The sequence below is a fragment of the Anabaena sp. CCY 9910 genome (assembly GCF_963920875.1).
GTDB lineage: Bacteria > Cyanobacteriota > Cyanobacteriia > Cyanobacteriales > Nostocaceae > Trichormus > Trichormus variabilis.
On sequence record NZ_CAWUDJ010000008.1, the window covers coordinates 128,212 to 152,554 of the forward strand.

The 24,343-nt window shown below is 44.2% G+C and carries 38 protein-coding genes; 36 read left to right on the forward strand and 2 right to left on the reverse strand.

All coding sequences use genetic code 11. The features are described 5' to 3' along the window. Positions 1–9: 9 nt before the first annotated feature. Complete coding sequence (locus ACM5QX_RS09200) at positions 10–846, reverse strand: endonuclease/exonuclease/phosphatase family protein (protein ID WP_414753273.1); 837 nt, start codon at positions 844–846, stop codon at positions 10–12. Positions 847–1,118: 272 nt separating this feature from the next. Here ACM5QX_RS09200 and ACM5QX_RS09205 point away from each other — a divergent pair, with 272 nt between their 5' ends. From ACM5QX_RS09205 to ACM5QX_RS09225, 5 genes are all read left to right on the forward strand, one after another. Next, positions 1,119–1,982, forward strand: coding sequence for an alpha/beta fold hydrolase (locus ACM5QX_RS09205; RefSeq protein WP_414753274.1), 864 nt, complete (start codon positions 1,119–1,121; stop codon positions 1,980–1,982). 311 nt (positions 1,983–2,293) lie between these two features. Beyond that, positions 2,294–2,752 (forward strand): pentapeptide repeat-containing protein, encoded by a 459-nt coding sequence (locus ACM5QX_RS09210; RefSeq protein ID WP_190567474.1) that lies wholly within the window; start codon positions 2,294–2,296, stop codon positions 2,750–2,752. Positions 2,753–3,068: 316 nt separating this feature from the next. Continuing rightward, positions 3,069–3,896: an ABC transporter permease gene (locus ACM5QX_RS09215; protein ID WP_414753275.1), complete on the forward strand. Its 828-nt coding sequence runs from the start codon at positions 3,069–3,071 to the stop codon at positions 3,894–3,896. A 94-nt stretch (positions 3,897–3,990) separates the two neighbouring features. Further along, positions 3,991–4,449, forward strand: coding sequence for a hypothetical protein (locus ACM5QX_RS09220; RefSeq protein ID WP_414753276.1), 459 nt, complete (start codon positions 3,991–3,993; stop codon positions 4,447–4,449). Between the two features lie 144 nt (positions 4,450–4,593). Then, complete coding sequence (locus tag ACM5QX_RS09225) at positions 4,594–5,061, forward strand: N-acetyltransferase family protein (protein WP_414753277.1); 468 nt, start codon at positions 4,594–4,596, stop codon at positions 5,059–5,061. Positions 5,062–5,125: 64 nt separating this feature from the next. On the opposite strand, the gene ACM5QX_RS09230 is transcribed toward ACM5QX_RS09225, so the two are convergent. After that, entirely contained in the window at positions 5,126–5,614 is a 489-nt protein-coding gene (locus ACM5QX_RS09230) for an NAD(P)H-quinone oxidoreductase subunit N (RefSeq protein WP_011317561.1), read from the reverse strand. Between the two features lie 887 nt (positions 5,615–6,501). Here ACM5QX_RS09230 and rplC point away from each other — a divergent pair. From rplC to prfA, 31 genes are all read left to right on the forward strand, one after another. Then, the gene (gene rplC, locus ACM5QX_RS09235) at positions 6,502–7,137 is read left to right on the forward strand and encodes a 50S ribosomal protein L3 (RefSeq protein WP_011317562.1); all 636 of its coding nucleotides are present in this window, start codon (positions 6,502–6,504) and stop codon (positions 7,135–7,137) included. 64 nt (positions 7,138–7,201) lie between these two features. Next, positions 7,202–7,834: a 50S ribosomal protein L4 gene (gene rplD / locus ACM5QX_RS09240; protein ID WP_011317563.1), complete on the forward strand. Its 633-nt coding sequence runs from the start codon at positions 7,202–7,204 to the stop codon at positions 7,832–7,834. Next, positions 7,827–8,141, forward strand: a complete 315-nt coding sequence (locus ACM5QX_RS09245) for a 50S ribosomal protein L23 (protein ID WP_011317564.1) — start codon at positions 7,827–7,829, stop codon at positions 8,139–8,141. The genes rplD and ACM5QX_RS09245 overlap by 8 nt, the downstream gene beginning before the upstream one ends. A gap of 6 nt (positions 8,142–8,147) precedes the next feature. Continuing rightward, positions 8,148–9,011: a 50S ribosomal protein L2 gene (gene rplB, locus ACM5QX_RS09250; protein WP_010998350.1), complete on the forward strand. Its 864-nt coding sequence runs from the start codon at positions 8,148–8,150 to the stop codon at positions 9,009–9,011. A 71-nt stretch (positions 9,012–9,082) separates the two neighbouring features. Continuing rightward, entirely contained in the window at positions 9,083–9,361 is a 279-nt protein-coding gene (rpsS, locus tag ACM5QX_RS09255) for a 30S ribosomal protein S19 (RefSeq protein WP_010998349.1), read from the forward strand. Positions 9,362–9,445: 84 nt separating this feature from the next. Further along, a complete protein-coding gene (gene rplV, locus ACM5QX_RS09260) occupies positions 9,446–9,805 on the forward strand; it encodes a 50S ribosomal protein L22 (protein WP_414753278.1) in 360 nt (119 codons plus the stop codon). A 52-nt stretch (positions 9,806–9,857) separates the two neighbouring features. Then, on the forward strand, positions 9,858–10,640 hold the full coding sequence (gene rpsC / locus ACM5QX_RS09265; RefSeq protein WP_011317566.1) for a 30S ribosomal protein S3: 783 nt from the start codon (positions 9,858–9,860) through the stop codon (positions 10,638–10,640). A 98-nt stretch (positions 10,641–10,738) separates the two neighbouring features. Continuing rightward, positions 10,739–11,167, forward strand: a complete 429-nt coding sequence (rplP, locus tag ACM5QX_RS09270; protein ID WP_010998346.1) for a 50S ribosomal protein L16 — start codon at positions 10,739–10,741, stop codon at positions 11,165–11,167. A 3-nt stretch (positions 11,168–11,170) separates the two neighbouring features. Further along, a complete protein-coding gene (gene rpmC, locus ACM5QX_RS09275; protein WP_010998345.1) occupies positions 11,171–11,395 on the forward strand; it encodes a 50S ribosomal protein L29 in 225 nt (74 codons plus the stop codon). Between the two features lie 12 nt (positions 11,396–11,407). Further along, positions 11,408–11,653, forward strand: coding sequence for a 30S ribosomal protein S17 (gene rpsQ / locus ACM5QX_RS09280; RefSeq protein ID WP_190408718.1), 246 nt, complete (start codon positions 11,408–11,410; stop codon positions 11,651–11,653). 38 nt (positions 11,654–11,691) lie between these two features. After that, positions 11,692–12,060 carry a 50S ribosomal protein L14 gene (gene rplN / locus ACM5QX_RS09285; protein WP_010998343.1) on the forward strand — a complete coding sequence of 123 codons (369 nt, stop codon included), beginning with the start codon at positions 11,692–11,694 and terminating at the stop codon, positions 12,058–12,060. Beyond that, positions 12,060–12,413: a 50S ribosomal protein L24 gene (gene rplX, locus ACM5QX_RS09290; RefSeq protein ID WP_011317567.1), complete on the forward strand. Its 354-nt coding sequence runs from the start codon at positions 12,060–12,062 to the stop codon at positions 12,411–12,413. The genes rplN and rplX overlap by 1 nt, the downstream gene beginning before the upstream one ends. A gap of 106 nt (positions 12,414–12,519) precedes the next feature. After that, positions 12,520–13,068 (forward strand): 50S ribosomal protein L5, encoded by a 549-nt coding sequence (rplE, locus tag ACM5QX_RS09295; protein ID WP_011317568.1) that lies wholly within the window; start codon positions 12,520–12,522, stop codon positions 13,066–13,068. A 20-nt stretch (positions 13,069–13,088) separates the two neighbouring features. Further along, positions 13,089–13,490 carry a 30S ribosomal protein S8 gene (rpsH, locus tag ACM5QX_RS09300; protein WP_011317569.1) on the forward strand — a complete coding sequence of 134 codons (402 nt, stop codon included), beginning with the start codon at positions 13,089–13,091 and terminating at the stop codon, positions 13,488–13,490. Positions 13,491–13,586: 96 nt separating this feature from the next. Then, positions 13,587–14,135, forward strand: a complete 549-nt coding sequence (gene rplF / locus ACM5QX_RS09305; protein WP_011317570.1) for a 50S ribosomal protein L6 — start codon at positions 13,587–13,589, stop codon at positions 14,133–14,135. 2 nt (positions 14,136–14,137) lie between these two features. After that, positions 14,138–14,500 (forward strand): 50S ribosomal protein L18, encoded by a 363-nt coding sequence (rplR, locus tag ACM5QX_RS09310; protein WP_011317571.1) that lies wholly within the window; start codon positions 14,138–14,140, stop codon positions 14,498–14,500. Positions 14,501–14,578: 78 nt separating this feature from the next. After that, positions 14,579–15,103: a 30S ribosomal protein S5 gene (gene rpsE / locus ACM5QX_RS09315; protein ID WP_010998337.1), complete on the forward strand. Its 525-nt coding sequence runs from the start codon at positions 14,579–14,581 to the stop codon at positions 15,101–15,103. 68 nt (positions 15,104–15,171) lie between these two features. Further along, positions 15,172–15,618, forward strand: a complete 447-nt coding sequence (gene rplO / locus ACM5QX_RS09320; RefSeq protein WP_011317572.1) for a 50S ribosomal protein L15 — start codon at positions 15,172–15,174, stop codon at positions 15,616–15,618. A gap of 70 nt (positions 15,619–15,688) precedes the next feature. After that, positions 15,689–17,002 (forward strand): preprotein translocase subunit SecY, encoded by a 1,314-nt coding sequence (gene secY, locus ACM5QX_RS09325; RefSeq protein WP_011317573.1) that lies wholly within the window; start codon positions 15,689–15,691, stop codon positions 17,000–17,002. Between the two features lie 17 nt (positions 17,003–17,019). Then, positions 17,020–17,574: an adenylate kinase gene (locus ACM5QX_RS09330; RefSeq protein ID WP_011317574.1), complete on the forward strand. Its 555-nt coding sequence runs from the start codon at positions 17,020–17,022 to the stop codon at positions 17,572–17,574. A 191-nt stretch (positions 17,575–17,765) separates the two neighbouring features. Beyond that, entirely contained in the window at positions 17,766–17,990 is a 225-nt protein-coding gene (gene infA, locus ACM5QX_RS09335; RefSeq protein ID WP_006276978.1) for a translation initiation factor IF-1, read from the forward strand. Positions 17,991–18,106: 116 nt separating this feature from the next. Beyond that, positions 18,107–18,220 (forward strand): 50S ribosomal protein L36, encoded by a 114-nt coding sequence (gene rpmJ / locus ACM5QX_RS09340; protein WP_010998333.1) that lies wholly within the window; start codon positions 18,107–18,109, stop codon positions 18,218–18,220. Positions 18,221–18,333: 113 nt separating this feature from the next. Beyond that, the gene (rpsM, locus tag ACM5QX_RS09345) at positions 18,334–18,714 is read left to right on the forward strand and encodes a 30S ribosomal protein S13 (protein ID WP_011317575.1); all 381 of its coding nucleotides are present in this window, start codon (positions 18,334–18,336) and stop codon (positions 18,712–18,714) included. A gap of 54 nt (positions 18,715–18,768) precedes the next feature. Further along, a complete protein-coding gene (rpsK, locus tag ACM5QX_RS09350; RefSeq protein WP_010998331.1) occupies positions 18,769–19,164 on the forward strand; it encodes a 30S ribosomal protein S11 in 396 nt (131 codons plus the stop codon). Positions 19,165–19,454: 290 nt separating this feature from the next. Next, positions 19,455–20,402 carry a DNA-directed RNA polymerase subunit alpha gene (locus ACM5QX_RS09355; RefSeq protein ID WP_011317576.1) on the forward strand — a complete coding sequence of 316 codons (948 nt, stop codon included), beginning with the start codon at positions 19,455–19,457 and terminating at the stop codon, positions 20,400–20,402. Positions 20,403–20,437: 35 nt separating this feature from the next. Further along, on the forward strand, positions 20,438–20,788 hold the full coding sequence (rplQ, locus tag ACM5QX_RS09360) for a 50S ribosomal protein L17 (protein WP_010998329.1): 351 nt from the start codon (positions 20,438–20,440) through the stop codon (positions 20,786–20,788). Between the two features lie 83 nt (positions 20,789–20,871). Next, the gene (gene truA, locus ACM5QX_RS09365) at positions 20,872–21,720 is read left to right on the forward strand and encodes a tRNA pseudouridine(38-40) synthase TruA (protein WP_011317577.1); all 849 of its coding nucleotides are present in this window, start codon (positions 20,872–20,874) and stop codon (positions 21,718–21,720) included. Between the two features lie 73 nt (positions 21,721–21,793). Then, a complete protein-coding gene (gene rplM, locus ACM5QX_RS09370; protein ID WP_011317578.1) occupies positions 21,794–22,249 on the forward strand; it encodes a 50S ribosomal protein L13 in 456 nt (151 codons plus the stop codon). Continuing rightward, positions 22,249–22,665 (forward strand): 30S ribosomal protein S9, encoded by a 417-nt coding sequence (gene rpsI, locus ACM5QX_RS09375; RefSeq protein ID WP_010998326.1) that lies wholly within the window; start codon positions 22,249–22,251, stop codon positions 22,663–22,665. Before rplM ends, rpsI begins: the two co-directional genes overlap by 1 nt. A 100-nt stretch (positions 22,666–22,765) precedes the next feature. Next, entirely contained in the window at positions 22,766–23,005 is a 240-nt protein-coding gene (gene rpmE / locus ACM5QX_RS09380) for a 50S ribosomal protein L31 (RefSeq protein ID WP_190567458.1), read from the forward strand. Between the two features lie 101 nt (positions 23,006–23,106). After that, on the forward strand, positions 23,107–24,207 hold the full coding sequence (gene prfA / locus ACM5QX_RS09385) for a peptide chain release factor 1 (protein ID WP_414753280.1): 1,101 nt from the start codon (positions 23,107–23,109) through the stop codon (positions 24,205–24,207). Positions 24,208–24,343 lie beyond the last annotated feature (136 nt).

Below are 24,343 nucleotides of genomic sequence, written 5' to 3' on the forward strand. Positions count from 1 at the left end.
CTGATTTTCTTACGTATCGACATAAGTAAATTCTGCCAGTAAAGGTTTATGATCGGATGAACAAATTTCATCTAAAACCTTAGCACTATCTAGTTTTTCATTCAGACCACGATAAAAAATATAGTCTAGGGGGGGTGACAAAAGAAACCTTTTAATCTTCTTGTTTTCTTCAGGCGCAAAATGTGCTTCTCTTAAACCCAATCTAATTACAGTTTTCTCTACAAGGACTACTCGTCTACGACTCCAGGTATTGAAATCCCCAGCAAATATAATCGGTCCCCTATGGGTGGATATAGCTAACTCCAATTCGTGTAGTTGGGCTTTAAATTTATCTAAATCAACAAAATTGATCAAATGACTATTAATAGTTAAAAGTGTCTGTTGCTTATGAGATAAAGAGTATTCACTAATCAGTGAAACCTTAGGAGTTTTAAACACAGGCTCATGGTGTTTTGTAATGATAACTTTTTTAGCGATCGCACTAATTTTAGCCGCAGTTAAAATACCTGAATAAGTTTGATGATGAGCATCGATAAAATTAGGTGCATAAGCCCAATTCATGTTTGTAAAGCCCATAATCTGTTCCACATTCACACCCATCCGGACTTCTTGTAGAAATATGAGGTCTGGCTGGTACAGCCTAAGGATTTTAAAAAAGTCTTGAAACCAAAATTTCTCAAAGTTATTTTTAGCAATATTCCAATTTAAAACTTTAATAGAATTACTGTTTAGTTCTGTTTGTAATCCCTGACCACTATCAATAGTTGATTCTTGCGTACGCATAAATCTGTAATAAGGCAGAAATTGTCTGGCAAGAATAACTGCGTGTTCTTTGATGTCAGGCATGACTTTTATCTAGCTTAACTTTATTACATACTATCCAGTGGCGCAGTAACTTTTGCTCACAAGTATTGATGACTTATCTGTATCACTCTTTTATTACCTGCATTTGGTCTGTAACTGCTGGAAGAATACTCTCTATAAACAGATGTTTTTTATTTAAAAATGCTACATCATACTATAGTCATCTCTGGATTTGATAATTAATTAAGTGAGCCAAAACTCTTACCCATTACCCACCTCTACGAATCAATCAGTAAATTACATAGGAGTCTTATATGTCCGTTACCCAAGAGACTTGGAAACATGAATACATCATTACCAATGGCGTAAGACTACACTACGTTACCCAAGGAACAGGGACATTGATGCTGATGTTACACGGCTTTCCTGAGTGTTGGTATTCCTGGCGACATCAAATCCCGGAATTTGCCCAACATTATCAAGTTGTTGCTGTGGACTTACGTGGCTACAACGATAGTGATAAGCCAAAAGAGCAATCTGCTTATGTCATGGATGAGCTTATCAAAGATGTGGCAGGACTCATTAAAGAATTAGGACATGAGAAGTGTATCCTAGTTGGTCATGATTGGGGTGGTGCGATCGCTTGGTCATTTGCATACGCCTACCCCGATATGCTGGAGAAATTAATCATTCTCAACTTACCGCACCCAGCCAAATTTATTCAAGGTCTATACACTCCTCAACAGTTATTACGTAGTTGGTATATCTTCTTTTTTCAAATCCCTGCATTACCTGAATTACTACTCCAATCTACAGATTATCAAGCAATTCCCAACACTATTCAAACCACAGCAGTTAATAAAAATGCTTTTACTCCAGATGACCTCAATACTTATAGAAATGCAGCTGCAAAACCAGGTGCGCTCACGGCTATGTTGAATTATTACCGTAACATTTTTTCTCACTCCTTTTTTAATAAAAGCTGGGGTGTTTTGAATGTGCCGACACTATTGATTTGGGGAGAGAATGATACTGCTCTTGGTAAAGAACTCACCTATGACACCTCAACCTATGTCAAAGACCTGCAAGTTAAGTATATTCCCGCTTGTGGACACTGGGTACAACAAGAAAAGCCAGAATTAGTTAATCAGTATATGCGGAATTTTCTGATGATATAAAGTACCAAACATTATTACTACTGTGTACCATTTAGTAATATTCACACACTGAAAAGTTTTAATAAGATAACTATACTAATTGGTACATTAACTTAAAAATATTTAACAGTAAATTAATCCAAGTATTTGTGCTTATTCCTTTAGATATAAATCTCTGAAAACCAGAGCCAATCTAATATCCAAGATCCCATCAAACATCTCTTACATTACAAACAAGTTGTGCTTTAAATCAACATTCTCCTGAATTTTAGTGAGATAATAGAAATGTGAGGTAAAGAACGGACGCAACCTACATAGAAAGGGGGATAATTATGAAACTTAAGCTATTCGCGGCGCTTGCCTTAGCAACTCCCCTATTTTTGGCTAACTCAGTAACAGCTGGTAATCCGCAAGACCTACAAAGGTTATTATCAACAGGGGAATGTAACGGGTGTAATCTAACAGGCATGAACCTCAGTGGCGCTCATTTAATTGGTGCTGACTTACGAGGAGCAAATTTGGCAGGTGCTAACCTCTCTGGCGCTAACCTCGAAGGTGCTGACTTAACTAACGCCAACTTAAAAAAAGCTAACTTAACTTCAGCCTACCTAACCAACGTCAATTTCAAAAAAGCTAACCTGAATGGGGCAAACTTGACTCGCGCCCATGTGATCGACTCTAATGTGTACGGTGCATCAATGGATAATCTCACCATCACCGATGCGGAAATTTATAATACTGCGATCGGTATTGGTGGTGAAGAAGCCCAAAATATTCCTGATTGGGATTAGGGTTGAACTAAGTAAGCTGGCTTTAAAAAACACAAAATGGGGTGGGTAGGTTTTGATTTGGGTGTCATCACCCACCCTTACAAAAGTGTCAAGACGACAATTAATACGCACTTGCGTTTAACAATATTCTTTGACAAAACATATATAGCTAAAGGCGAGACGTAGTGATATTGTCACTGCGTCTTTGTTTTGAGCGTCAATAATGACCAATTATTTATTAGGACTCACCCATGAAAACTTACCTACTCTCAAGACATTGAGATGTCAAAAAATGTAAAGTAATATTTACAACCAATATGAAACCTGACAGAAAAAAGTGGCATCTCAAAAATCCTTAATCTGGGGCAAAAAGTTTAAAACCTCACAACTGCAAATCCTGTTAGCTGATAGTCTGACTATCTTTTGGGGAGATTGGTTAGATTTACGGGTACGCGTAGCCCAAGTAGCTGCATCTGGATTAATCTCACCACTAATATATATTTTGGCTTTTGGTTTAGGGCTGGGTAGCTCAATTAGACCAGGTTCCGCCATCAGTGGCAATTACAATAACTATTTAGAATTCATCTTGCCCGGTATGGTAGCCCTATCTTCCATGACCATCAGCTTTGGTGGCACAACATTCTCAATTTGTGGAGATAGATTATTTACCAAAACCTTTGAAGAACTATTACTCACGCCCATACATCCCTTAGCACTGCAACTGGGTAAAATGCTGGCTGGAGTTGTGCGAGGTTTAATGACTTCCGGTTCAGTGATATTGGTAGCCTTGATCATCACTAGGAATTGGAATTTTCTTCATCCCCTGTTTTTGCTGTTGTTGGTGTTAAATTGTGCAGTATTTGCAGGTTTGGGTGTAATTGTGGGATTATCAGTGCGATCGCTCGAATCGGTAGGACTGTACAACAACTTCGTCATTATCCCCATGTCCTTTTTGGGTGCAACCTTCTTCGACCCCAGTACCTTACCAACAGCATTCCAAGTCGTCGTTTATTTATTCCCTTTAACTTATGCCAGTACGGGGCTACGCGCAGCCGCCAACTTGCCCTTATCTCAATTCCCTTGGTATAGCATACCTGTCTTACTAGTCATAGCGATCGCCCTTTCTCTTTGGGGTGCTGCTAAATTTGCCCACCAACAAGACTAAATAAAACTCTTTCCCAAACAAAGTTTTTCAAAGTTTATCTATTTACTAACCAACAAAACGCTAATCTTACTGGGTAACTGGATAAAAAGTAACCATGACCCAACCTTCCAACATTCGCAAGTTGTTGACCGATGCCAAACTAGGACTACTACCTTATCTAGATCAACGCTTAAAAGACATCGAAATCACCCTGAAGCAACAGGAACATCTGCAATTACAGCCTTACGATATCCAACTGGGAGATTGTAAAACTTTAGCCGCTAACGAACCCAGACCCGCAATTACTCAGTCAATCTCCCTCAAATTTGTCCTGACTGGCAACACAAAAGATAAATTAGAACTATTCTTGTTAGCCTCCGAATTGCAAAACGATTTAGATGCAGCAATTTATGAGTGGAGTAACCGCGAGTGGCATCAATTTGAGAAACCCTTGAAACGACCAGTCACCCAAATTACAGGCGGTTTAGATTATGAAGTTTTAAAAGATGCAGATAATTCCTCTCAAATCACCCTTTACCGCGAATTTGACCTAATTTACCCAGTCAGTTTTTGAAGAGGTTTGGGAGTTGATCATCCTACTCCTCCAATACGCCACGACGTAAATTAAGTCCACCTATTAGCAATGTCTAGAACTCTCCCAACAACATAATGAGAAATTGCGCCCTGTGGTGCTAGCCTGTAGACACTCTTAGAACCTATGCTGATTCGCCCTGCAACGCCAGCTGATGTCCCTGCTGTTTTACCAATGGTCGCCAAAATTTGTGCTGTGCATGAATCTTGGGATGCTGACAAGTATGGTTTTTTACCACAGCCTGAAAAGCGCTATCAAAGATGGTTGACCAGATTAGCCCATCAAGAAGGCAGTGTGTTTCTGGTAGCTGAAAACCAAGGACAACTAGTAGCTTTTGTTGCGGCGACAGTCGAGCAAGAAATACCAATTTATCGGACAAAAGAATTTGGATTTATTCACGATATTTGGGTTGAACCAGAATATCGCCAACAAGGTATCGCCAAGCAAATAGTAAAACTAACCATTGAACGCTTTCGGCAAATGGGAGTAGAGCAAATTCGCCTAGACACCGCAGCCATCAACGAAGCAGCCAGAAAATTGTTTACATCCTGTGGTTTTCGTCTCAGTACAATGGAAATGCTGATAACTTTGTGAGTGCTGAGTACTGAGTCGTGAGGAAAAAACTATTCCTTATCCCCAGTTCCCAGCCCCCAGTCACCTAAACAGCTTGATAGCTAGCAGAGAACGTATCCTTAAGAGCCTTCCAACGGAAAGTGCGATCGCCTCCTCTCTCAACAACAACTTTCACTCTTGGTTCCAGCTTTGGCAAATCGGTTAAAAATTCCACTTCTTGATCAGATAGAATATGCCCTTCGATGATCCACAACACCAAACCCTTAGACTTTGGTGGCAGGTGTTCTAGCTGAGAACCAACAATTGGTGGCAGATAATATACATTCCCTACTGCTGCACCATTACCAGAGCTTTTTTTGCCCAGATGGGGAGGTCTTACCCCATGAACTCCTGTGAGATAGGCTGCTACGTCACCCAATCCCCTAGCAGTAAATTGCAGAGTTGTATAGCCAGCAGCACGCAACCGCCGCCGATATCGACCTTCAAAACCTCCTTCTAGAGGTACGTAAACTCCTACAGATCCAAATTTCTCTAGATCCCGAATTAAACCGTTACCAGTGGTAATTAGTGCCATAAATTTTTTGAGGTTTTGTCATATCCCACTTTCATATCTCTATTATTTACTGTGAAGTGAGAGATTCAGTGAGATCAGGAAGCTTATACTTTAAATAAGCTATACTCAATCGTGCTAACTTGACTGTACATAGCAGCCAAAAAAATTAATCTATAAATTTTCTAGACAATTATCATTGGATAGTTTATATTATTAGATTGTGACCAATCTGAACTATCAGGGTATCGTGTTGCGATCGCCTTGGGCTGGTGTTAGCTTCAGCAGCTAATGAGTCTATTCTGGAAAAGAATAAACTAGCCGTAATGGATCAAAGACTGATAAACTAGAAAAGCTTTTAGGTCAAACCAAGAGTTGATGGCTAAATACTAAATTCCATCATCCCTAGACTACATTCACTCGTGTAGTCAAAGAACAAGCAAAACCTTAAGCTAAGGTTGGATTTGTTTAGTGAAGTAGAAACTGAGCAGTAGTGTTGGTTTCATAGCATTACACAGGTTTCAGTTAAAGGATACTGAGTGGTAAAAACTGCTTAAGTCCACTACGACACGGCAGATGCCTCAAACTGGGAGATACCCTTCAGGTGCTGCCGCCAGAAAGTGCCTATGCAAACGCTTGGACGAAAGCGCTGCTGCACAAAGCGCAAAGCTGTAAGAGCTTGCCCTAATACCAGAAGCTACCCCTTCCTTAGAGAAGTCGCTTGTGGCTGTTCTGGTAATTAAATGAGTGTAACTAAATAGATTCAGCAAACAAAGACACCGCCTGATTGTGTCCGGCAGAATTTGCAGTGGCATCAACCCCATACAAGTTCACAATTTCGTCCGTTCATCACCGGAAACCACACAGTGTGTCTAGAAAACCCGATTTCGTAGAAAGGAGAGCCAGTTACTGTGTCAGTAGGGATTCTCGGCACCAAGCTGGGCATGACCCAAATATTTGACGAAGCAGGAGTCGCAATTCCTGTCACAGTCGTACAAGTGGGGCCATGCGTTGTTACCCAAGTTAAAAGTAAACAAACCGACGGTTACGCTGCCATCCAAGTTGGTTATGGCGAAGTCAAACCCAAGGCCTTGAATAGACCCTTACTAGGGCATTTAGCTAAATCATCTGCCCCAGCATTACGGCATTTGAAAGAGTATCACACAGATAGCTCTAGCGATTATGCTTTAGGTCAAGAAATTAAAGCAGATATTTTTAGTGCAGGTGAACTTGTAGACGTAATCGGTACAAGTATCGGTCGCGGCTTTGCAGGCAACCAAAAGCGGAATAACTTTGGACGCGGGCCAATGTCCCACGGTTCCAAAAACCACAGAGCGCCTGGTTCCATCGGTGCAGGTACAACCCCAGGACGTGTCTATCCGGGTAAGCGGATGGCTGGTCGTTTAGGTGGTACTCGCGTCACCATTCGCAAACTGACCGTAATCCGCGTTGATGCAGAACGCAACCTACTGCTAATTAAAGGAGCTGTTCCTGGTAAACCAGGTTCCTTACTAAGTATTGTACCTGCTAAAAAAGTTGGGAAGTAGTCACAAGTCAATACTCAAATGTTAATGACAACTGACAACTAAGCAACTGATAAAGGACAGAAAAATGGTAGAGAGTGTAGTAAAAAATTGGCAGGGAGAGCAAGTCGGACAGAAAACGTTCGAGTTGCGGGTTGCCAAAGAAACAACGGCGGCGCACATCGTACACCGCGCCCTAGTTAGACAACAAACCAACGCTCGTCAAGGAACAGCCAGCACCAAAACCCGTGCTGAAGTCCGAGGCGGTGGTCGTAAACCCTGGCGGCAAAAAGGCACAGGTCGCGCTCGTGCAGGTTCCATCCGTTCACCCTTATGGCGTGGTGGTGGCGTGATCTTTGGACCTAAACCCAGAGATTTCGACCTAAAAATGAACCGTAAAGAGCGGCGTTTAGCACTGCGGACAGCACTTGTCAGCCGTATAGACGATTTGATTTTAGTAGAAGAATTTAGCAACGAGCTATCCCGCCCCAAAACCAAAGATTTAGTGGCAGCATTCACTCGTTGGGGTGCAGAACCAGAAAGCAAAATATTGTTAATTTTGTCGGAATTTCCTGAAAACGTGTATTTGTCTGCTCGTAACATTGAGAACTTAAAACTCATTGCGGCTGACCAACTCAACGTTTATGACTTGCTGCACGCTGACAAAATAGTTGTCACCACATCAGCATTAGAAAAAATTCAGGAGGTCTACAATGGCTAAGTTTGACCCCCGCAACCTGCCCGATTTAGTGCGTCGCCCCATCTTGACAGAAAAAGCGACCATCATGATGGAGCAGGATAAATACACCTTTGAAGTGACTCCTAAGGCTACCAAGCCACAAATCAGAGCAGCAATTGAAGACCTATTTCAGGTCAAAGTTGTCAAAGTCAATACCGCATTGCCACCACGCAGAAAAAAACGTGTAGGTAAATTTATTGGCTTTAAGCCCCAATATAAGAAAGCGATCGTCACTATCGCCCCTGGGGATGTAGAGAAAATCAGACAAGTTCTATTCCCAGAGGTATAAACTATCATGGGTACTCGTTCTTACCGCCCTTATACCCCCAGTACTCGCCAGGTTACGATTTCCGACTTCGCGGAAATTACCAAAACCGAGCCAGAAAAGTCACTAACGGTATATAAACACAGGGCAAAAGGCCGCAACAACCAAGGTCGGATTACTAGCCGTCGCCGTGGTGGTGGACACAAAAGACTATATCGGATCATCGACTTTAAACGGGATAAACGTAGTATTCCTGCCACAGTCATAGCTATTGAATACGATCCCAACCGGAACGCTCGGATTGCCTTAGTTTCCTATGAAGATGGGGAAAAACGGTACATCCTGCATCCAAACAACTTAAAAGTTGGGACAGTAATTATTGCTGGGCCAGAATCTCCCATTGAAGATGGTAATGCTTTACCCTTGGCGAACATTCCCTTAGGTACAAGCGTTCACAACGTAGAGTTAAAAGCAGGCAAAGGCGGTCAAATTGTTCGCTCTGCTGGTGCTACAGCTCAAGTCGTAGCCAAAGAAGGGAATTACGTCACCCTCAAGCTACCTTCTGGAGAAGTCCGCTTGATTCGTCGGGAATGCTACGCCACCATCGGCCAAGTAGGTAACACCGACGCGAGAAACTTAAGCGCTGGTAAAGCCGGAAGAAATCGCTGGAAAGGTCGCCGTCCTAAAGTTAGAGGTAGCGTCATGAACCCAGTAGACCACCCACATGGTGGTGGTGAGGGTAGAGCGCCTATCGGTAGATCCGGCCCTGTAACTCCTTGGGGTAAACCTACCTTAGGTGCTAAAACACGCAAACCCAAGAAAGCCAGCAGCAAGTTGATTATACGCCGTCGTCGTAAATCTTCTAAACGCGGTCGTGGTGGTCGTGAGTCTTAATTAGTGCTGAAGCGCGGTAGCGGGGCGTTCCAATTAAAAACTCACAACATAAACTCAAAACTTTCGTAATTATGGGTCGTTCTCTTAAAAAAGGTCCTTTCATCGCCGATCATTTACTCAGCAAAATTGAAAAGCTTAATGACAGAAATGAAAAACAAGTCATTAAGACCTGGTCAAGAGCTTCCACAATTTTGCCCTTAATGGTAGGTCATACTATAGCCGTCCACAACGGTCGTCAACACGTTCCAGTTTTTATCAGCGAGCAAATGGTGGGACATAAGTTGGGAGAATTCGCTCCTACACGTACCTACAGAGGCCATGGTAAATCTGACAAAAAAGCAGGTAGGTAAGTTGTCAATAGTCAGTAGTCGGCTGTCAGTAGGTGAAAACAACTGACAACGAACAACTGACAACTGACAAAATTGGAGAAAATTATGGCTACTGATACTACTGAAGTAAAAGCGATCGCCCGCTTTATCAGAATGTCTCCCTACAAAGTACGTCGGGTACTTGACCAAATTCGGGGGCTTTCTTACCGGGAAGCGCTAATTATCCTAGAATTTATGCCCTATCGAGCCACTGAGCCAGTGTTAACACTGCTGCGTAGTGCTGCTGCTAACGCTGAACATAATGCAGGGTTAGACCGCACCGAGTTAGTGATTACCCAGGCTTATGCTGATCAAGGCCCAGTCCTGAAACGTTTCCAACCCAGAGCGCAAGGTAGAGCCTACCAAATTCGCAAGCCGACGTGTCATATCACCTTGGCTGTGGCTGCTAACGCCGGTGCTAAATAAGTCCTAGACACAAAAAATTGCGTTAAAGTCAGAAATTTTAGAGGAAGCATTTGTGGGACAAAAAATTCATCCAGTTGGCTTTCGCCTGGGAATTACCCAAGAACACCAATCGCGTTGGTTTGCCGAACCTAGCCGCTATCCAGAACTTCTACAAGAAGACCACAAACTACGTCAATATATAGAACAAAAACTGGGTAGACTCGCACAAAATAACGCAGGTATTTCCGAAGTACGGATTGAACGGAAAGCCGATCAAATTGACCTAGAAGTGCGTACAGCTCGCCCAGGCGTAGTTGTAGGTCGTGGTGGGCAAGGTATTGAAGCATTGCGTACTGGACTACAAACACTTTTGGGTGGTAATCGCCAAATTCGCATCAACGTAGTAGAAGTACAACGAGTTGATGCCGATGCTTACCTGATTGCCGAATTTATCGCTCAACAGTTGGAACGTCGTGTTTCCTTCCGTCGGGTAGTGCGTCAAGCAATTCAACGCGCTCAAAAAGCTGGCATTCAAGGTATCAAAGTTCAAGTTAGCGGTCGCCTCAACGGTGCAGAAATTGCCCGGACAGAGTGGACACGGGAAGGTAGAGTACCTCTACACACCTTAAGAGCTGATATTGACTACTCTTACTGCACAGCCAAAACCGTTTACGGTATTCTTGGCATCAAAGTTTGGGTATTCAAAGGCGAAATCATCCCCGGACAAGAAGTAGCAGCACCACCGCCTTCAACCCGTGACCGCGACCGTGACCGTGGCGATCGCGATCGTGAGCCTCGCCGTCGTCAACAACAACGCCGCCGCCAGCAGTTTGAAGACCGCTCCAACGAAGGATAGTCCACAGTCCACAGTCCATAGTCCACAGTTCAAATTGTTTGACTATTGACCATTGACTAATTGACTATTAACCATTGACTTTTGACTTTTGACAAACAATGTTAAGTCCAAGAAGAACTAAATTCCGCAAACAACAACGCGGGCGGATGGGAGGGTTAGCCCACCGGGGTAGCACCCTCAACTTTGGAGATTTCGCACTCCAAGCCCAAGAACCAGCTTGGATCACCTCTCGACAAATTGAGGCTTCCCGTCGAGCAATGACTCGTTATATCCGCCGGGGTGGCAAAATCTGGATTCGGATTTTCCCAGACAAGCCAGTAACCATGCGCCCAGCAGAAACCCGGATGGGTTCCGGTAAAGGTAATCCAGAGTTTTGGGTAGCTGTAGTTAAGCCTGGTCGGATTTTATTTGAAATCGCTGGTGTTACAGAAGAAATTGCTCGTGAAGCGATGCGCCTAGCAGCTTATAAGCTACCGATTAAAACTAAGTTTATTGTGCGTTCTCAAGTTGTAGAGGAACAGGAGTAGGTTATGCCACTTCCCAAAATTTCAGAAGCTAGAGAACTAAGTGACGAGAGACTGGTTGAGGAAATTACTGCTGTCAAAAAACAACTGTTTCAGTTGCGCTTGCAAAAAGCCACCAGACAATTAGACAAACCTCACCAATTCCGCCATGCCCGCCACCGTCTAGCCCAATTGTTAACAGTAGAAGGAGAGCGGAAACGGGCAGCCGCAACTCAATCGCCTCAAGAATAAAAGTAGGAGATTATGGCAATCAAAGAACGCGTTGGCTTAGTAGTAAGCGACAAAATGCAGAAAACTGTAGTAGTCGCCATCGAAAACCGCGCTCCCCACCCCAAGTACGGCAAAATTGTAGTCAAAACTCGCCGTTACAAAGCTCACGACGAAGAAAATAAATGCAAAGTGGGCGATCGCGTGCGGATTCAGGAAACCAGACCCTTGAGTAAAACCAAGCGCTGGCAAGTTGCAGAAATTCTCAACACCAAAGCTTAGTTGTTATAAAAATAACAACTTTATAAGGGAGACCAATTGTGATTCAACCCCAAACCTATCTTAATGTCGCAGATAATAGCGGCGCTCGTAAATTGATGTGTATCCGTGTCTTAGGTGCGGGTAACAGTCGTTACGGTTTCATTGGCGACAAGATTATTGCTGTGGTCAAAGATGCCACACCCAACATGGCTGTAAAAAAATCTGATGTTGTGGAAGCAGTGATCGTCCGTACACGCCATCACATCCGTCGTGATAGCGGTATGACCATTCGCTTCGACGATAACGCCGCCGTCATCATCAACAAAGACGGTAACCCCAGAGGCACACGGGTATTTGGCCCTGTAGCACGGGAACTACGCGACAAAAACTTTACCAAAATAGTTTCTCTGGCTCCGGAGGTGCTGTAATGCCAAGTAAAAAGGACACAACACCCAAGTTTCATAAACTGCACGTCAAGACTGGCGACACCGTGCAAGTAATTGCAGGTAAAGACAAAGGCAAAGTTGGCGAAGTGATTAAAGCACTACCCCAACTGAGTAAAGTCATCGTCAAAGGTGTCAATATCAAAACTAAGCACGTCAAGCCCCAACAAGAAGGGGAATCGGGACGGATTGTCACTCAAGAAGCACCGATTCACAGTTCCAACGTCATGCTTTACTCCACCAAGCAAAACGTCGCTAGTCGTGTCTGCTACACTTTCACCGCCGAAGGCAAGAAAGTCAGGAAGCTCAAGAAAACTGGTGAAATTCTCGATAATTAGGGAATTAGCCGACTTGAGATTTTAGATATGGAATTAAATTTACAATCTAAAATCGGAAAATTAAAATTTCCCTGACAAAGCCCAGGGAGAATCAGGACAAAAAACTATGGCGACAACCAGACTCAAAACCTTATATCAAGAGACAATCATCCCCAAATTAACCCAGCAGTTCCAATACACTAATGTTCATCAAGTACCAAAATTGGTGAAAATTACCGTGAACCGGGGTTTAGGGGAAGCAGCTCAAAATGCTAAATCCCTAGAAGCATCATTAACCGAAATTGCTACTATTACTGGTCAAAAGCCAGTAGTCACACGGGCGAAAAAGGCGATCGCTGGCTTTAAAATTCGTCAGGGTATGCCTGTTGGCATCATGGTGACATTAAGAGGCGAACGGATGTATGCTTTCTTCGACAGACTGATTAGCCTATCACTACCTAGAATTAGAGACTTCCGTGGTATCAGCCCCAAAAGCTTCGACGGTCGTGGTAACTATACTCTAGGCGTAAGAGAACAGTTAATCTTTCCAGAAATCGAATACGACAGCATCGATCAAATCCGTGGTCTAGATATTTCTATCATCACCACAGCGAAAAACGACGAAGAGGGCCGCGCCTTACTCAAAGAATTTGGAATGCCCTTTCGCGATCAATAAGTTCATCTAAAGAGGGAACGATGGCGGCTAACGACACAATTGCAGATATGCTGACGCGCATCCGCAATGCTAACATGGCAAGGCATCAAACTACACTAGTGCCAGCTACAAAAATGACTCGTAGCATTGCTAAAGTGCTACAGGAAGAAGGCTTTATTGCTGAAATTTCCGAAGAAGGAGACGAAGTAAAACGTAACCTGGTGATTGCCTTGAAATACAAGGGGAAAAATCGTCAACCACTAATTACCGCCCTCAAGCGTGTAAGTAAGCCTGGGTTACGTGTTTACTCCAACCGTAAAGAATTACCAAGAGTACTAGGTGGCATCGGTATTGCCATTATTTCCACATCCAGTGGGATCATGACCGACCGCGAAGCACGGCGGCAAAACTTGGGTGGTGAAGTACTCTGCTACGTCTGGTAGTGATTAGTCATTAGTCATCAGTCATTAGTCATTTAGTACAAAACAAAGGACAACTGACAACTGACAACTGACAACTGACACAAGGATAAAAAAATCATGTCTCGTATTGGTAAACGTCCAATTACTGTACCAGCCAAAGTGCAAGTCACAATTGATGGCACCAAGGTTGTGGTTAAAGGCCCTAAAGGCGAACTGTCAAGAGAACTACCTGTAAACGTTAGTGTTTCTCAAGAAGGAGAAACCTTACAAGTAACTCGACGGGATGAAACTCGAACTTCTAGACAACTACACGGTTTAAGCCGGACTCTAGTTGCCAACATGGTGGAAGGGGTTTCTCAAGGTTTCCAACGCCGTTTAGAAATTCAAGGCGTGGGTTATCGCGCTCAAGTTCAAGGGCGTAACCTGATTTTAAACATGGGTTATAGCCATCAAGTCCAAATTGAACCACCGGATGGGATTCAGTTTGCTGTCGAAAATAACACCAACGTTATAGTCAGTGGCTATGACAAAGAAATTGTAGGTAACACAGCAGCGAAAATCCGTGCCGTTCGTCCACCAGAACCTTACAAGGGTAAAGGTATCCGCTACGCCGGTGAAGTGGTCAGACGTAAAGCTGGTAAGACTGGTAAGGGTGGTAAGAAGTAAACATGAAACTTACTCGTAGAGAATCAAAACAGCGTCGCCATAGACGCGTTCGTGGTAAAGTTCAAGGCTCTCCAGAACGTCCACGTCTGGCTGTCTTTCGCTCTAATGAGCATATTTATGCTCAAGTAATTGATGATACACAACATCACACACTGGTATCAGCATCAACCGTAGAGCCAGAGGTGAAATCTAGTTTGGCTTCCGGTGCAAACTGCGAAGCATCGTCACAAATTGGCAAATTGATCGCAGTGCGATCGCTCGAAAAAGGCATCACTAAAGTCGTATTTGATCGTGGTGGTAACTTATACCACGGACGCATCAAAGCACTAGCCGAAGCAGCACGCGAAGCTGGTTTAGACTTCTAATTTGTCAGTAGTCAATAGTCAGTAGTAACTGACAACTGACAACTGACAACTGACAACTGACAAAAAGAGAGCAATATTATGGCAACAGGTCGTCGTAAAGCGAACCGTACAAAAAAAGAAGAAACTAACTGGCAAGAGCGCGTAATTCAGATCCGGCGGGTGAGCAAGGTTGTTAAAGGTGGTAAAAAACTCAGCTTCCGGGCGATCGTTGTTGTAGGTAACGAACGCGGTCAAGTCGGAGTCGGGGTAGGTAAAGCCTCGGACGTTATAGGTGCTGTGAAAAAAGGTGTAGCCGACGGCAAAAAACACCTGATTGATATCCCCATCACCAAATCTAACTCCATTCCCCATCCTATTGATGGTGTAGGTGGCGGTGCTAAGGTCATGATGCGCCCAGCTGCTCCCGGTACTGGTGTAATTGCTGGTGGTGCTGTCCGGACTGTATTGGAATTGGCGGGAGTGCGTAACGTTTTAGCCAAGCAACTCGGCTCTAACAATCCACTCAACAACGCCAGAGCAGCCGTCAACGCCTTATCTACACTACGCACCTTAGCTGAAGTAGCTGAAGACCGAGGCATTGCGATCGAAAAACTCTACATCTAAGTAGTCATTTGTCCGATGTGGAAATGACAACTGACAACTGACAACTAACAACTGGCAACTTTTAGATTATGAGACTCAACGATGTTAAGCCCCAAAAAGGCTCGAAAAAACGCCGTCGCCGTGTAGGTAGAGGTATCTCTGCTGGTCAGGGTGCTAGTGCTGGTCTAGGGATGAGAGGTCAAAAATCACGTTCTGGTAGTGGTACCAGGCCTGGTTTTGAAGGTGGTCAACAGCCATTGTACCGCCGGATACCCAAGCTGAAAGGTTTTCCTGTAGTTAATCGGAAAATTTACACTACGATTAATGTAGAGAAGCTAGCTGATCTCCCTGCAAATACAGAAGTAACTTTGGAATCTTTGAGAGCATCCGGTATTTTAACTGCTGTCAAAGGCCCATTGAAAGTTTTGGGTAATGGAGACTTAGGTGTAGCCCTCAACGTTAAGGCAGCAGCTTTCACAGGTCAAGCTCGGAGCAAAATTGAGGCTGCTGGAGGAAGTTGTGAAGTTTTAGGGTGATGCCCAACAGGGCACTTGAAAGCTAGCCAATTTGCTTCCAGCGCCTGGTTCACGATAAAGGTAGCACTCTATGATCAGTCGAGATAAAGCCCCAACGGCTCAAGAAACTTTTATGCAGATGGCACAAGCAGCTGGGCTGAGAGGCAGGCTGCTTGTAACTGTCGGTATTTTAATCCTGGTTCGCCTGGGTATATTTTTACCAGTACCAGGAATTGATAGAACTCGTTTTGCCGAAGCAATTTCGAGCAATAATGCCATATTCGGTTTATTGGATATATTTTCAGGGCGAGGACTTTCAACTTTAGGAGTCTTTGCTTTAGGGATTTTGCCTTTTATTAATGCGTCAATTATCATCCAATTACTGACTGCGGCAATACCATCTTTAGAAAATTTACAGAAAAATGAGGGCGAAGCTGGTCGGCGGAAAATTTCCCAAATCACTCGCTATGTGACTGTAGGCTGGGCAATTTTTCAGAGTCTAGCTTTCTCTGCCTTATTTCTCCAGCAGTTTGCTTTGCAACCAGGCCCAGTATTTGTAGCAGAGACAGCGATCGCATTGACTGCTGGTTCTATGTTCGTTATGTGGGCATCGGAACTGATCACAGAACGTGGTATTGGTAACGGAGCATCTTTGTTGATTTTTGTCAACATTGTCGCATCATTACCAAAATCCTTAGGTGACACCATTGACTTAGTGCAAGTTGGTGGACGAGAAATTGTTGGTCGCGTGATTGTGCTAGTGTTAGTATTCCTGGCCACAATCGTGGGCATTGTATTTGTACAAGAAGGCATCCGGCGCATCCCGATCATCTCGGCTCGTCGTCAAGTTGGTCGTCGGGTACTCGCAGAACAGCGTAGCTATTTACCCTTGCGTCTCATCTCTGGTGGTGTCATGCCAATCATTTTTGCAGCAGCCATCTTGAGCTTGCCACTTTTGATTGCTAATTTCACCAAGAATCCAGAATTGGCTAACATTGTCAATACTTATTTGAGTCCAGGGGGTTCTGGATCTTGGGTATACGCTCTGGTGTACTTAATTTCCATTGTTTTCTTTAGCTACTTCTATTCTTCTTTGATTGTTAACCCTGTTGACGTAGCTCAGAACCTCAAGAAAATGGGTTCTAGTATTCCGGGTATTCGTCCTGGAAAGGCAACTAGTGAATACATCGAACGGGTAATTAACAGACTAACTTTTTTGGGCGCAATCTTTTTGGGTTTAGTGGCAATTATTCCTACCGCCGTAGAAAGAGCCTTAGGTGTACCAACCTTTAGAGGATTGGGTGCAACTTCATTGCTAATTCTGGTTGGTGTAGCAATTGAGACGGCTAAACAAGTCCAAACATACGTTATTTCTCAGCGTTATGAAGGAATGGTGAAACAATAAGGAATGGTGAAACAATAGTGACGCGACTAATCTTCTTGGGGCCGCCGGGTGCAGGTAAAGGAACACAGGCTCAAATTTTGGCTGAACATTTACATATTCCGCATATTTCCACAGGAGATATATTGCGGCAAGCCATGAAAGAGCAAACTCCCTTGGGAATCAAAGCTCAAAGCTATGTTGATAGTGGCGAGTTGGTTCCTGATCAGTTAGTGCAAGACTTGGTAGAGGAGCGTCTTGAGCAAGCAGATGCTAAATCTGGTTGGATATTGGATGGTTTCCCTCGTAAAGTCACTCAGGCGGCTTTTCTGGAAGAATTGCTGCAAAAAACTGGTCAAGGTGGTGAAAGAGTAGTCAATTTAGATGCACCAGATGATGTTGTTGTCACACGGTTGTTATCCAGAGGCAGGAAAGACGACACCGAAGAGGTAATCCGTCGCCGCCTGGAAATCTACCGCAACGACACTGCACCCCTGATTGATTATTACAGCGATCGCCAAAAACTTTTGACCATCAATGGCGACCAGTCCCAAGAAGAAGTCACTCACGAATTGAAAGAAACTTTAGGTTCGTAACTAGCCCAAAAAATCTAGGGGATGGAGGTTAGGGACTGTACCAAGTCCCCAGTAACCGATCCCCTGTTAACGAAGATGTTGTCAAATTTAGCTAAGATATATTAATAAACGGTTGATATATTTGTTGAAATGTGTTCTCTTGCAGATGAGTGCTGCAACCGAACAAAAAGTTGTTGAATTGAGGAAAAAACTTGTCTAAACAAGATTTGATTGAAATGGAAGGCACTGTTACTGAGTCCTTGCCTAATGCCATGTTTCGCGTTGACCTAGATAACGGCTTCAACGTGCTGGCACACATCTCAGGCAAGATTCGCCGTAACTACATCAAGATTTTGCCTGGCGATCGCGTCAAAGTGGAACTAACTCCCTACGACCTCACCAAAGGCAGAATTACCTACCGATTACGTAAGAAGTAGATATATGTAAGGAAGTCTACCATAAAACAAATTATTTGGGTGTTACCCATTTACTTAATTGCATAAAGTTTCCTGAAAATGCTATAATTTAATATTTGGAGTCAATTTTTAAAGGCATGAAAGTCAGAGCCTCAGTCAAGAAAATTTGTGAAAAGTGTAACGTGATCCGCCGTCGTGGGCGCGTTATGGTGATCTGTGTCAATCCCAAACACAAGCAACGTCAAGGATAACATTCTTTGGGCGTTGAGACTTGACGCTTACTAACATCATCATTAGCAACTCAGACGCGTCATAACCGCGTTTTTCCATCAGCAACTGCGAAAAAAATAGGGAGATATTCATCGTGGCACGTATTGCCGGAGTAGACCTTCCACGCGACAAACGCGTTGAAATCGGTCTAACCTATATTTACGGAATTGGGCTATCAAGGTCGCAAGAAATTCTAGCGGCTACAGGGGTTAATCCAGATACCCGCGTTAAAGACCTCAGTGATGCCGATGTAGCAGCCCTGCGAGGCGAAGTCGAAAGCAACTATCAAGTTGAAGGTGACTTGCGGCGCTTGGAAGCAATGAACATCAAGCGTTTAGTTGACATTGGTACATACAGAGGCCGCCGTCATCGGATGGGCTTACCAGTCAGAGGGCAAAGAACTCGCACCAATGCTAGAACTCGTCGTGGGAGAAGGCAGACAGTGGCCGGTAAGAAGAAGGCTCCTGGTAAGTAATATTTCTCTGCTTGCTATCAAGAGCAAGTTTTACCTTAGGTTAACTGAAATAATATGGCAAGACAACCAACAAAAAAATCCGGGAGTAAGAAGCAGAAACGGAACGTTCCCAACGGAATGGCTTATATCCAATCTACCTTCAACAATAGCATTGTCACCATCACCGATCAAAATGGAGATGTGATTTCTTGGGCTAGTGCGGGTTCTAGCGGTTTTAAAGGTGCTAAAAAAGGAACCCCCTTTGCAGCGCAAACCGCAGCAGAAAGTGCAGCCAGACGAGCTATCGACCAAGGAATGCGCCAAATTGAAGTGATGGTTAGTGGACCAGGAGCAGGTAGAGAAACTGCAATTCGGGCGCTTCAAGGAGCAGGGCTAGAAATTACCCTGATTCGAGACATAACCCCCATTCCTCATAATGGTTGCCGTCCGCCAAAGCGCCGCCGCGTGTAGGTCAAGACTTTTGTTCTCACCTGCAATTGCTTGGCAATTGGGGTGAGTGTTCAAGAACTTCCGACGGCTGGGACGACGACAAGCGTGTCAGCTCTTCCACCAGGGAGGGCTGCTATACTCCAAGTCAAGCAAAATATAGTGAATGCCTGCAAGCTAAACCAGTAAATCGAACTTGACCGTCATCAGATGTTGGCAGTTTGATACACCTAAGTTAGCCCAGGGCAATAAAGTAAATTCGAGAGGCAAAAAATTTGCCTGCTAGCAGCACCTTAATTAAGGGAGGCTACTCCGTGGCGCAGTTTCAAATTGAATGTGTAGAGTCTAATACAGAGGAAAGTCGGAATCATTACAGTAAATTTATTCTAGAACCTCTAGAACGTGGTCAGGGAACAACAGTCGGCAATGCGTTGCGGCGGGTTTTACTATCCAATCTAGAGGGAACAGCCGTAACAGCAGTGAGAATTGCAGGTGTTTCTCACGAGTTTGCTACAGTTCCAGGCGTGCGAGAGGATGTCTTGGAAATCATCATGCGGATGAAGGAAGTTATCCTCAAAAGCTATTCATCGCAAGCCCAGATTGGCAGATTACTAGTTAACGGCCCAACAACAATCACTGCATCACATTTTGATTTGCCCAGTGAGGTAGAAGTTATCGATCCTACCCAATATGTCGCCACTATTGCTGAGGGCGGCAAACTGGAAATGGAATTCCGCATCGAAAGAGGCAAAGGATATCGCACAGTAGAAAGAGGGCGTGAAGAAGCCACGTCTCTGGACTTTCTGCAAATTGACTCCATCTTTATGCCGGTGCGGAAAGTTAACTACAGCGTTGAGGAAGTGCGTGCAGATGGCTCCATTCCTAAAGACAGGCTTCTGTTAGAAGTTTGGACAAATGGTAGCATTTCTCCCCAAGAAGCCTTATCTTCAGCAGCTGGAATTCTAGTTGATTTGTTCAATCCGTTGAAAGATATTTCCCTAGAACCAACGGATACAAACTCCGACATTCCAGACGACCCCACTGCCCAAATTCCCATCGAAGAATTGCAACTCTCTGTACGAGCTTATAACTGTCTCAAGCGGGCGCAAGTCAACTCTGTAGCTGACTTGTTGGATTACACCCAAGAAGACTTGTTAGAGATCAAAAACTTCGGTCAGAAGTCAGCAGAAGAAGTCGTGGAAGCTTTACAGAGACGCTTGGGCATTACCTTACCCCAAGAAAGAAGCTCTAAACACAGCTAGTCTTACAATCGTTCAAAGTTCACTGTAGTATTGTTATGCGTCACCGGAATCGGGTCAAAAAACTTGGTAAACCAGCTGATCAGCGCCGCGCCCTGTTACGAGCGTTGACTACTGAACTCATCCGTCATGGTCGGATTACCACTACTTTGGTGCGTGCAAAAGTGGTACGAAGCGAAGTAGATAAAATCATCACCCTAGCAAAAGATGGCTCATTAGCAGCACGTCGTCGAGCCTTGGGTTACATCTACGATAAACAGCTAGTTCATGCGCTGTTTGAGCAAGTTTCCTCTCGGTATGGTAATCGTCAAGGGGGATATACCCGTATTCTGCATACCGTACCTCGTCGGGGAGACAATGCTGAGATGGCGATTATTGAATTGGTGTAGAGAAGCCGGGAGGTAGAGGCTGGAGGCAGAAGGATAAATTCCTTGCTTAACACCTTGTACTTCAGTCTTCATTGAAAGATCCTATGTTAGATAGTCACCAGCCGAAACAAACTCAACGAGTAGCCTTGGTAGTGCAGTACCTTGGTACAAATTTTCACGGCTGGCAACGACAGAAACAGCATCGGACAGTTCAGGAAGAAATCGAAACAGCGATCGCTAAAATTCTCGGACATCATGTAACACTGCATGGTGCTGGCCGTACTGATAGCGGAGTCCATGCTGCTGCTCAAGTAGCCCATTTTGATGCTACAGGGTTAATTCCCCCACACAAGTGGGCATCAGTTCTCAATAGTTACCTGCCCAAGGATATATTGATAAAAGCTTCAGCAGCTGTAGGCGATCGTTGGCACGCTCGTTTTAGCGCCGCATACAGACGGTATCGCTATACAATTTATACTGAAGATCGACCGAACTTGTTCGTCACACCTTTCAGTTGGCATTATTATTATGCACCCCTAGATGAATCTCTCATGCAGGCTGCCCTTAAACCCCTGATGGGAAAGCATCACTTAGCAGCATTTCATCGTGCAGGCTCCAAGCGATCGCATTCTTGGGTAGAGGTACAAGCAGTAGAGTGTCATCGTAGTGGGCCGTTTATCCATATTGAAATTCAGGCTGATGGATTTTTATATGGCATGGTGCGACTGTTGGTAGGGATGTTAGTACAGGTAGGTTCCGGGCAACGAACTCTGGCTAACTTCACCGAACTCTGGAAAGAACAACGGCGGGAAGAAGTAAAACACGCTGCACCGTCACAAGGCTTATGCTTGTTACGAGTAGGCTATCCAGATTTTCCCTTTACCCCTGACGTTTGGTATGACACCATGCCAAAGTTAGTTATTGGTCAAGAGTCATTAGTCAAGAGTCATTAGTCAAAAGTTTTTGCTATGGACTATGGACTATTGACTATCAGACTCTGAAAAAAATGACAAAGGACAAATAAAAATGAGTAAAACCTATCTTCCTCCTCAAGAATCCCTTGAGCGTGATTGGTACGTAGTAGATGCTACGGACAAACGCCTGGGTCGCCTTGCCAGTGAAATTGCCATGATTTTAAGAGGCAAAAATAAGGCACACTACACCCCACACCTAGATACAGGTGACTTCGTGATTGTTGTAAATGCTGAAAAAGTAGCAGTTACAGGCAAGAAACGTACTCAGAAGCTTTACCGTCGTCACTCTGGTCGTCCAGGTGGGATGAAAACAGAAACCTTTGCTAAACTGCAACAGCGCTTACCAGAAAGAATCGTGGAACACGCTGTCAAAGGTATGCTACCCAAAAATAGCCTGGGTAAGCAGTTGTTTACCAAACTGAAAGTTTACGCTGGGCCGACTCATCCCCACGATGCCCAAAAACCTAAAGAACTAAACATTAATACAATCCCTGGAGCAGAAAGTTAATGGTGGTAGCAGAAGCAAATAGCGGTCGCGCCGTGTACTGGGGTACTGGTCGCCGTAAGTCCGCAGTAGCACGGGTACGCTTGGTTCCCGGTACTGGTCAATTGATTGTGAATGGCAAGCCTGGAGACTTGTATTTTCAATTCAACGCCAATTATTTGGGCGTTATCAAAGCTCCTTTAGAAACCCTGGGATTAGAAAACGAATACGACATTTTGGTAAAGGCGGAAGGCGGTGGCTTAACCGGACAAGCTGATTCAGTGCGTTTAGGGGTTGCTCGCGCTTTATGCCAACTAGATCCTGAAAATCGTCCTCCTTTAAAAACCGAAGGTTACTTAACCCGTGATCCCAGGGCTAAAGAACGGAAGAAGTATGGCTTGCACAAAGCCCGGAAAGCTCCTCAGTACTCCAAACGATAGACTGGGGATTGGGTACTGGGGACTGGGTATAAACTTGCTCATCTCTAGTCTCTAACCCCTAAAAAGCTATAATTTATATAGATTCACCACAAAAGGAACAATGGCTAAATCTGATATTCATCCCAAGTGGTATCCAGAAGCAAAAGTCTACTGCAATGGTCAAGTTGTGATGACCGTTGGTTCTACAAAACCAGAATTACACGTAGATGTTTGGTCTGGCAACCACCCATTTTATACTGGCACTCAGAAAATTATTGATACCGAGGGTCGCGTAGAACGCTTCCTGCGTAAGTATGGCATGAGCAGCACGCAAACTTCTGGCGAACAAAAGAAAAAGTAGCGGTTTGGCTCTGCTGTTAACGACGACCCTGCGTTTGCTGGGTCGATTGTCATTTTTTGCCGAGCCAATTTGTTATTTTTTTAAGGAGCGTCGCACTTGTCATGGCTGAATCATACCTGCTGGAGAAACTGAAATCCGTTGAACAAACCTTCAATGAATTAACTCGTCGCCTAGCTGATCCTGATACTGCTAGAAACCCCGATGAGTATCAAAAAATTGCCAAGTCTCGTTCTTCTCTAGAAGAAGTTGTTAATACTTATGAAACTTGGAAAATAGCCCAGGAAGAATTAACCGGGGCGCGTCAAGTACTCAAAGAGTCAAATAGTGATCCAGAGTTGCAAGAAATAGCAGCTTTGGAAGTAAATGAGTTAGAAGAAAAAATAAAATATCTAGAAACTCGCTTGAAGGTGTTACTTCTACCCCGTGACCCCAACGATGATAAAAACATCATGTTGGAAATCCGTGCTGGTACTGGTGGCGATGAAGCAAGTATTTGGGCTGGTGATTTACTGCGGATGTATTCTCGCTATGCTGATACTCAAGGTTGGCGGGTGAAGTTGGTGAGTGAGTCCCTTGGGGAAATGGGCGGCTTCAAAGAAGTGATTCTGGAAATTCAAGGTGACAGCGTTTACAGTAAGCTGAAATTTGAAGCAGGTGTTCATCGGGTGCAACGTGTACCAGCGACGGAAGCTGGGGGAAGGGTACATACTTCAACTGCAACCGTGGCAATTATGCCAGAAGTGGATGAGGTTGAAATCCACATTGACCCGAAAGATATTGAAATGACTACGGCTCGTTCTGGTGGTGCTGGTGGACAAAACGTCAACAAGGTGGAAACTGCTGTTGACTTAATGCACAAACCGACGGGAATACGAATTTTCTGCACAGAAGAACGCAGTCAGTTGCAAAACAAAGAACGGGCGATGCAGATTTTGCGGGCGAAGTTATATGAGATAAAGCTGCGCGAACAACAAGAAGAAGTGACCTCGATGCGGCGATCGCAAGTTGGCACAGGATCGCGATCTGAGAAAATTCGCACTTATAATTATAAAGATAGCCGTGCCACTGACCACCGTTTAGGTCAGAACTTTTCGCTGAACCCTGTTTTGGAAGGCGATTTAGAAACGGTCATCCAATCTTGTATTTCTCAAGACCAGCAAGAACGGTTGGCAGAGTTAGCAACTTCTAGTGCTGCTGGTTAATCGCTAGTTGAATAAATTATGTTTCAGCCGTCTGTGGGTAACAGGCGGTTTTTGTTTTGACTCACGTAGAGGCGCTAGGCGTTCCGCTTGTGGTAGGTGCAAAGAAGAGGGTACTGTATTTGCCTATAAGTGATAG

Bases quoted from the DNA above. Each gene is read 5' to 3' on its own strand.
- rplF (WP_011317570.1), top strand. From the start codon at position 13,587: ATGTCTCGTATTGGTAAACGTCCAATTACTGTACCAGCCAAAGTGCAA.
- ACM5QX_RS09205 (WP_414753274.1), top strand. From the start codon at position 1,119: ATGTCCGTTACCCAAGAGACTTGGAAACATGAATACATCATTACCAAT.
- rpmE (WP_190567458.1), top strand. From the start codon at position 22,766: ATGGCTAAATCTGATATTCATCCCAAGTGGTATCCAGAAGCAAAAGTC.
- ACM5QX_RS09210 (WP_190567474.1), top strand. From the start codon at position 2,294: ATGAAACTTAAGCTATTCGCGGCGCTTGCCTTAGCAACTCCCCTATTT.
- ACM5QX_RS09200 (WP_414753273.1), bottom strand. From the start codon at position 846: ATGCCTGACATCAAAGAACACGCAGTTATTCTTGCCAGACAATTTCTG.
- rplE (WP_011317568.1), top strand. From the start codon at position 12,520: ATGGCGACAACCAGACTCAAAACCTTATATCAAGAGACAATCATCCCC.
- rplO (WP_011317572.1), top strand. From the start codon at position 15,172: ATGAGACTCAACGATGTTAAGCCCCAAAAAGGCTCGAAAAAACGCCGT.
- ACM5QX_RS09245 (WP_011317564.1), top strand. From the start codon at position 7,827: ATGGCTAAGTTTGACCCCCGCAACCTGCCCGATTTAGTGCGTCGCCCC.
- rplR (WP_011317571.1), top strand. From the start codon at position 14,138: ATGAAACTTACTCGTAGAGAATCAAAACAGCGTCGCCATAGACGCGTT.
- ACM5QX_RS09225 (WP_414753277.1), top strand. From the start codon at position 4,594: ATGCTGATTCGCCCTGCAACGCCAGCTGATGTCCCTGCTGTTTTACCA.
- ACM5QX_RS09220 (WP_414753276.1), top strand. From the start codon at position 3,991: ATGACCCAACCTTCCAACATTCGCAAGTTGTTGACCGATGCCAAACTA.
- rplX (WP_011317567.1), top strand. From the start codon at position 12,060: ATGCCAAGTAAAAAGGACACAACACCCAAGTTTCATAAACTGCACGTC.
- secY (WP_011317573.1), top strand. From the start codon at position 15,689: ATGATCAGTCGAGATAAAGCCCCAACGGCTCAAGAAACTTTTATGCAG.
- rplM (WP_011317578.1), top strand. From the start codon at position 21,794: ATGAGTAAAACCTATCTTCCTCCTCAAGAATCCCTTGAGCGTGATTGG.
- rpsI (WP_010998326.1), top strand. From the start codon at position 22,249: ATGGTGGTAGCAGAAGCAAATAGCGGTCGCGCCGTGTACTGGGGTACT.
- rpmJ (WP_010998333.1), top strand. From the start codon at position 18,107: ATGAAAGTCAGAGCCTCAGTCAAGAAAATTTGTGAAAAGTGTAACGTG.
- rplB (WP_010998350.1), top strand. From the start codon at position 8,148: ATGGGTACTCGTTCTTACCGCCCTTATACCCCCAGTACTCGCCAGGTT.
- rpsH (WP_011317569.1), top strand. From the start codon at position 13,089: ATGGCGGCTAACGACACAATTGCAGATATGCTGACGCGCATCCGCAAT.
- rplV (WP_414753278.1), top strand. From the start codon at position 9,446: ATGGCTACTGATACTACTGAAGTAAAAGCGATCGCCCGCTTTATCAGA.
- ACM5QX_RS09230 (WP_011317561.1), bottom strand. From the start codon at position 5,614: ATGGCACTAATTACCACTGGTAACGGTTTAATTCGGGATCTAGAGAAA.
- rplD (WP_011317563.1), top strand. From the start codon at position 7,202: ATGGTAGAGAGTGTAGTAAAAAATTGGCAGGGAGAGCAAGTCGGACAG.
- prfA (WP_414753280.1), top strand. From the start codon at position 23,107: ATGGCTGAATCATACCTGCTGGAGAAACTGAAATCCGTTGAACAAACC.
- rpsE (WP_010998337.1), top strand. From the start codon at position 14,579: ATGGCAACAGGTCGTCGTAAAGCGAACCGTACAAAAAAAGAAGAAACT.
- rplQ (WP_010998329.1), top strand. From the start codon at position 20,438: ATGCGTCACCGGAATCGGGTCAAAAAACTTGGTAAACCAGCTGATCAG.
- rpsQ (WP_190408718.1), top strand. From the start codon at position 11,408: ATGGCAATCAAAGAACGCGTTGGCTTAGTAGTAAGCGACAAAATGCAG.
- rpsK (WP_010998331.1), top strand. From the start codon at position 18,769: ATGGCAAGACAACCAACAAAAAAATCCGGGAGTAAGAAGCAGAAACGG.
- rpsS (WP_010998349.1), top strand. From the start codon at position 9,083: ATGGGTCGTTCTCTTAAAAAAGGTCCTTTCATCGCCGATCATTTACTC.
- rpmC (WP_010998345.1), top strand. From the start codon at position 11,171: ATGCCACTTCCCAAAATTTCAGAAGCTAGAGAACTAAGTGACGAGAGA.
- truA (WP_011317577.1), top strand. From the start codon at position 20,872: ATGTTAGATAGTCACCAGCCGAAACAAACTCAACGAGTAGCCTTGGTA.
- rplP (WP_010998346.1), top strand. From the start codon at position 10,739: ATGTTAAGTCCAAGAAGAACTAAATTCCGCAAACAACAACGCGGGCGG.